Origin of the sequence: Spirosoma sp. 48-14 (genome assembly GCF_001898575.1) — a bacterium.
GTDB lineage: Bacteria > Bacteroidota > Bacteroidia > Cytophagales > Spirosomataceae > Spirosoma.
In genome coordinates, this window is the sequence record NZ_MKUD01000044.1 from 40246 (window position 1) to 46290 (window position 6045).

Annotated in this window: 7 protein-coding genes; 5 read left to right on the plus strand and 2 right to left on the minus strand. The window is 49.5% G+C overall.

Translation table 11 applies throughout. The features are described from left to right. Positions 1 to 79: 79 nt before the first annotated feature. Together tnpA and BGO59_RS21805 are read left to right on the plus strand one after the other, a co-directional pair. Complete coding sequence (gene tnpA / locus BGO59_RS21800; RefSeq protein ID WP_293686704.1) at positions 80 to 553, plus strand: IS200/IS605 family transposase; 474 nt, start codon at positions 80 to 82, stop codon at positions 551 to 553. A 2-nt stretch (positions 554 to 555) separates the two neighbouring features. Then, positions 556 to 1275, plus strand: a complete 720-nt coding sequence (locus BGO59_RS21805) for a GDSL-type esterase/lipase family protein (protein WP_293686706.1) — start codon at positions 556 to 558, stop codon at positions 1273 to 1275. Here the strand turns inward: BGO59_RS21805 and BGO59_RS21810 are convergent. Further along, positions 1265 to 2065 (minus strand): GntR family transcriptional regulator, encoded by an 801-nt coding sequence (locus BGO59_RS21810; RefSeq protein WP_293686708.1) that lies wholly within the window; start codon positions 2063 to 2065, stop codon positions 1265 to 1267. The genes BGO59_RS21805 and BGO59_RS21810 overlap by 11 nt on opposite strands. A gap of 40 nt (positions 2066 to 2105) precedes the next feature. Next, complete coding sequence (locus tag BGO59_RS21815; RefSeq protein ID WP_293686710.1) at positions 2106 to 2858, minus strand: acyl-ACP thioesterase domain-containing protein; 753 nt, start codon at positions 2856 to 2858, stop codon at positions 2106 to 2108. Between the two features lie 111 nt (positions 2859 to 2969). Between BGO59_RS21815 and BGO59_RS21820 the strand changes: the two genes are divergently transcribed. The 3 genes from BGO59_RS21820 to BGO59_RS21830 all read left to right on the plus strand — a co-directional run. Continuing rightward, on the plus strand, positions 2970 to 3389 hold the full coding sequence (locus BGO59_RS21820) for an IS1 family transposase (protein WP_293686712.1): 420 nt from the start codon (positions 2970 to 2972) through the stop codon (positions 3387 to 3389). A 154-nt stretch (positions 3390 to 3543) separates the two neighbouring features. Further along, positions 3544 to 4935: a DcaP family trimeric outer membrane transporter gene (locus tag BGO59_RS21825; protein ID WP_293686714.1), complete on the plus strand. Its 1392-nt coding sequence runs from the start codon at positions 3544 to 3546 to the stop codon at positions 4933 to 4935. Positions 4936 to 5087: 152 nt separating this feature from the next. Further along, positions 5088 to 6045 (plus strand): MFS transporter (locus BGO59_RS21830; RefSeq protein WP_293686716.1); only part of this gene is annotated, 958 nt, incomplete at its 3' end.

A 6045-nucleotide genomic window follows, 5' to 3' on the forward strand; every position in this document is an offset into this window, starting at 1 on the left:
CGATATTACGCCCCAACCTAAAAGCCCCAGCGGGGCGCAACGTCGATAGCCTTAAATTAATTATAAAACCCAATAAAATATGGCCAATACATATACACAACTTGACATACAATTAGTATTCGCAGTGAAAGGTCGTGAGAGTCTGATTGAGAAAAGCTGGAAGGAAGAATTATACCGATACATTACCAGTATCGTGCAAAACCATAATCATAAACTACTGGCTATAAATGGGATGCCCGACCATATTCACATTTTCATTGGTTATAATCCTGCTCAGTTACTACCCAAATTGGTGGAAGAGATAAAGACGTCATCGAACAAACATATCAATACCAACCGGCTATCCCGCTTCCCATTTAGCTGGCAAGCAGGGTATGGTGCATTTTCCTATAGTCGTTCGCAACGCGCCGATGTGATTCGCTACATTGATCGACAGGAAGAACATCACCGACGAAAATCGTTTGGTGACGAATACCGACTCATGCTGCAAAAATTTGAAGTGGACTACAAAGAAGCTTACCTGTTTGAGTTTCTTGAGAACATAGCTGAATAAATATGACAGAATTTATAATGAAAGCACTGCTCCTGATAGCAAGTTTATTCAAGCTGTCCACCATCAGTTTGGCGCAACAAGCTGATTCAACGCAGTATTTAACGACTGTCAAAAACGAATTAACTGCTGTCTGGCCGAAAAACAGGACCATCAACCTGGTCTTTCATGGGCACTCAGTACCAGCCGGTTACTGGCACGACCACGAAGTCCATACCCTGGAATCGTACCCCAATCTCCTGCTGGCTAAATTAAAAGCCCGGTATCCATATGCCGTCATTAACGTGATTGTCACGGCCATAGGGGGCGAAAATTCCATTAAAGGACAGTCCCGGTTCGAGTCAGACGTGCTCGTTCATAAACCTGATGTGCTGTTCATTGACTACGCCCTCAACGACCGCTTTTCCGACATCAATAAAGTCCGGGAGGCTTGGGAGAAAATGATCCAATCAGCTCAGGCTCAACACATACCCGTTATTCTGCTTACCCCCTCCCCCGACCAGCGGCTGAACATACTCGATGACAAAAACCCACTGGAACCCTACGCACAACTCATCAAACAATTGGCTGATCAATACCATACGGGCCTGGCCGATCCCTACTCAGTCTTTAAACAGATTGCCAAACGGGGTGAGTTGACAAATTACATGTCGCACGTGAACCACCCGAACAAAGCCGGACATGAGATTATCGTGGGTGAGTTGCTGAAATGGTTCAGGAAGTAATCGGATTGGCAGGCCGCTGAAGCTGTTCAGTGTTGGCGATAACGGCAAATTTGTACTTATCACCGTGGTAGTATGACTGCTCGATCTCGACGATTTGATCGCCCGTACAGATCACCGCACTATCCAGCACAAAAACGGGAGTGGGTTTACTCAAATCAAAATTGGTGGTGTTGGGTTCCAGAATTTTCACCCCCAGCGTTTGCTGAACTTCTGCTATTTTCAGTCGGTAATTGTCTTCGTAGACTTTGAAATACGAAATCTCGGTAGGCAGCCGATTGATTTTGGGGCATAACGTCAGCGAAATGTATTTCACCTCATCCTTGATCAACAACTCGTCGGCATAGCGAAGCTGGTGCAACTTCATCACCGGCCCATCGATAATAAAATGTCGCCCGTTGATTTCCGACGAAATGCCGTCCTGTAGAATCGTCTTTTCCAGGACAATATTCTTAGGCGTAAACCCTTCCGCAATCAAGCTATCGTGAAACCCGCGCCGGGTCGCGTAGATGGACCCCAGCGTCCGTAGTAGGTGGTGATCTTCCGTGCGATTGAGTACATACGTACCCTTACCCTTGATCCGCCGGGCCCATCCTTTGGATTCAATTTCGAGCAAGGTTTTCCGGGCTGTTGTATTGCTGATATGGTAGGTTTTAATCAGTTCGTTTTCCGATGGAATCTGGTCGCCCGGCTGCAATTCGCCCCGTTTTATCTTGTCAATAATGCTTTCGCTCAGGGCAATGAATTTGGCCTTATGCGTTTCGGGTTCAGCAACTGTTCGTTTCTTTTCCATTCGGTGCAGCAATACCTACGTTTTCTGGTGTCGAGTTTATCTATTCACTATCCCGCCACCGGCTTCGTGCCAACAGCACTTCTTTACCTGAATCGCACTGACTTATCCGGTGTAACAGCGTATCGGAGGTTTCCGTTGCCAGTTCGATTCGAAGCTGGTCGCGCCAGTGGCTTTCTGTACGGTAAACTAAATCAATTTCGGCTAATTCCCGCGTCTGTAGCCAGGAATCTGTAACGGCTTCGAGCAACCAGCCTACATAGGCTACGTTATTGACATGGTGGTTCTGATCAATACTTAACCAACCTACTTCAACCGTCTTGTCAAGATCAGGCACGAAGGGGATCGTCTGAAAATCGGGCTTGGAGGAAAGCCGGGGTAGCGGTTCTGGCCCGGAAGGCGGTGTCAGGCTACGGATAAAATCAGGCATAGGCACCATCGTCCGTTTTTCGGTACTAAAGACAAGCCAGGTACTAGTGGCATCAGCCAATAAGGTATCATCTTCGGCCCGAACCTGAAAATCACGGTAGATAAAGTATTTCTCAACGGCTGTCGGATAAGTCGTCAGCCGAATGGTCTGTCCATATCGTGGATACTGGTGAATGCGCAGCCGGAACCGCATCAGCATCCAGCCAAAGCCGCGCCCTACCAGGTCGGCAATGCCAATGCCATAATCCAGTGCATTTCGGTTAGCCGACTCCTGCATCTGGTTCATCAGCGCCGGAATACTCATACGCCCAAAGGCATCGCATTCATAGCCACGCAGGGTGAACGTATCGGTTTGGATAAAAGCCATGTTGCAAAGGTACAACGGTACAGAACGTCGTCAACTATAACTATTTTCGGAAATATTTATCCTATTCTGCTAACTTACTATATATTTGCTAAATTGAGATAGATACCGTGTATGGCCGCTCCCAAATGCCCCAAATGTAATTCGACCGAAGCCGTTCGTAACGGCATCATTAACCAACGACAGCGCTTCCGTTGCCGACAGTGCAACTATAATTTTACGGTCGATAAAGTCGGGAAAGGTATCAGTACCTACTATGTCATCAAAGCCCTTCAGCTATATATCGAAGGAGTCAGTTTCCGCGAAATTGAGCGATTATTGGGCATTAGCCATGTTTCGGTGATGAACTGGGTCAAGAAATACCAGATCAAAGTACCCGAAAAAAACACCTATCACCCCACCTATAAAATCCTCAATCACAAAGAGCTAGCCGAGTTCATTACGAACAAGGACAATGTGGAAGGGGCCGGGATGATCATCACCGAATTGGGCGATAAGTTCATGCTCATCAAGTGGGAGCGCTTCCGGGATTAACCATACTGCCCCTACTTACTTACCCTGAATTAGTCAATTTTAACCTGCCACAGCCATTTCTATAGGAATTTAGCATATCCACATCATCGAGTTGCGTACATCGGTCAATCAGAAGCAGTTTTGAATCGCTTAACCTAAACTTCTTCCTGACCTAATGAATACATTTTCAAACCTTTTGCTGTGGGCTGGCGCTACTGCACTGGCAAGCGCCAGCCTCACGCAACCCGTCCGGGCTCAAACCAATACGGGCCCACAGTCAACGGGAAGCACAACCATGATCCCCATGGCGTCGTCGGCGGCTAACGCTCCGGTTACCGTATCGGCAACGACTGCTCCGACTAGTACCCCCGCATCGGCCAAACCAGCCGAAACACCCGTATTCTCCGTTAAGTTTACCGGCTTCGTGCGGAACGATGTATCCTGGGATTCACGTCAGACCGTAAACCTGCGCGAAGCCTCGGTCGATCTCTGGGCCAAGGACAAACAACTCGACATCAATGGCAACGACATTAATGCCGTATCGAATTTAAACATGCTGGGTATCAACAGCCGGTTGGGCGTAGCGTTCAACGGACCTGATGCCTGGGGCGCCAAAACATCCGGTTTACTGGAAATGGAATGGTTCGGGCCGTCGGACGCAGCCGTTGGGGGAGTACGGCTGCGCCACGCCTGGGCAAAGCTGGACTGGGCCAAAACGCAACTAGCGTTTGGCCAGTTCTGGCATCCGATGTTTGTGACAGACTGTTTTCCGGGCGTTGTCAATTTCAACACGGGTATTCCCTTCCAGCCGTTTAACCGCAGCCCGCAGGTTCGCCTGACCAAACACCTGAATGCCGACTGGCATCTGATTGTAGCGGCCATTGCCCAGCGCGATTTTACCAACTCGGGTATCAACGGCAGTTCGTCTGAATACCTCCGCAACACTTCTGTTCCAAATCTGCACGCTCAGCTTCAGTTGAAACGCGAGAAAGTACTGGCTGGAATTGCCTTCGATTATAAGGTGATTCGGCCCCGGTTATCGGTAGGCAGCGGCACTACCCTTCAGGAACTGAACGCTACCGTGGGTAGCACCGCCATCATGGGCTACCTGAAAGTGGTCAGCAGCCGAACCACCTTTAAAGCCGAAATTGTATCGGGCTCTAACCTGACCGACCATGTGATGTTGGGTGGATTTCTGGCCTACGGCACCAACGGTATCGAATCGTCGTACAAGCCCGTCAAAATCACGTCGATGTGGGCAGAAATTCACGGAAATGGCAAAAAAGTAGTACCGGGTCTGTTTGTTGGTTACTCTAAAAATTCCGGCAACGATCCGAACGCGATTGCTGCCTATGGCCGGGGTATCGGCATAACGGGTCGTGGGGGTATCGACAACCTGATGCGGATTGCGCCCCGCGTCGAGTTCATAGCGGGTAAATTCAAACTAGGCACCGAGTATGAATACACGGCAGCCGGGTATGGCACCTCGAACTCCGATGCTCGGGTAACTAGTGTCGAAACCATTTCCAACTCGCGTCTGCTGCTAACCACTACATTCGCTTTCTGATTTACGACAGAAAATAGAACAATTTCCGGCAATTGTTGACTCTTTCCCAAGGCTTTGCTAATTCGCATACGGAAACTGCCTGATCAATAGCCAGCCTCATTGTCAAATCCAATTCGAATCGTTCCTTAACCCCTTAAATACACTAATCGCATATGGTTGCATCGCCTGCATCCCCAAAAACCTCGACTGCCAGTACCCGCTCGCTAGTTAGCATTATTGGTGCGTCGTCGGTTGGTACCCTCATCGAGTGGTACGACTTCTACATCTTCGGTTCGCTGGCTACCGTGTTGGCTACCAAATTTTTTCCCGAAGGTAATCCAACGGCTGCTTTCCTCTCCACACTGGCTACGTTTGCCGCTGGTTTTGTGGTACGGCCTTTTGGTGCCCTGTTCTTTGGGCGTCTGGGCGATCTGATCGGGCGTAAGTACACGTTCATGGTCACGCTTCTGCTGATGGGTGGTGCTACCTTTGCCATTGGTCTGATACCCAGCTACGAGACCATTGGATTTCTGGCTCCGACACTGGTGCTGATTCTGCGGCTGTTGCAGGGACTGGCCCTGGGCGGTGAATACGGTGGAGCCGCTACGTACGTCGCCGAACATTCCCCTGTTGAAAAACGCGGTTACTGGACTTCCTGGATTCAGACAACGGCGACGGCAGGGCTGTTCATTTCGCTGCTGGTGATTATGGCTACCCGCGTTTCGCTGTCGAAAGAAGCATTCGATGACTGGGGCTGGCGGGTACCGTTCTGGGTGTCGATTATTATGGTCGCGGTGTCGTACATCATCCGCCAGAACATGCACGAGTCGCCCCTGTTCGCCAAGGCAAAAGCCGAAGGGAAAACATCAGCCAATCCCCTGCAAGAGAGCTTTGGTAATAAATACAACTTCAAATTTGTACTGCTGGCGCTTTTCGGGGCTACTATGGGTCAGGGTGTGGTCTGGTATACAGGTCAGTTTTATGCCATGAGTTTTATTAAGACGGTTTGTAGTGTCGATGCCATGCAGTCGGATGGGCTGATGTCGATTGCGCTGCTGATGGGAACGCCATTCTTCGTTGTTTTCGGCTGGTTGTCGGACCGAATTGGTCGCAAGCCCATTATGCTGGCGG

Coding starts and splice junctions, on each gene's coding strand:
- tnpA (WP_293686704.1), top strand. CDS start 80: ATGGCCAATACATATACACAACTTGACATACAATTAGTATTCGCAGTG.
- BGO59_RS21815 (WP_293686710.1), bottom strand. CDS start 2,858: ATGGCTTTTATCCAAACCGATACGTTCACCCTGCGTGGCTATGAATGC.
- BGO59_RS21805 (WP_293686706.1), top strand. CDS start 556: ATGACAGAATTTATAATGAAAGCACTGCTCCTGATAGCAAGTTTATTC.
- BGO59_RS21820 (WP_293686712.1), top strand. CDS start 2,970: ATGGCCGCTCCCAAATGCCCCAAATGTAATTCGACCGAAGCCGTTCGT.
- BGO59_RS21825 (WP_293686714.1), top strand. CDS start 3,544: ATGAATACATTTTCAAACCTTTTGCTGTGGGCTGGCGCTACTGCACTG.
- BGO59_RS21810 (WP_293686708.1), bottom strand. CDS start 2,065: ATGGAAAAGAAACGAACAGTTGCTGAACCCGAAACGCATAAGGCCAAA.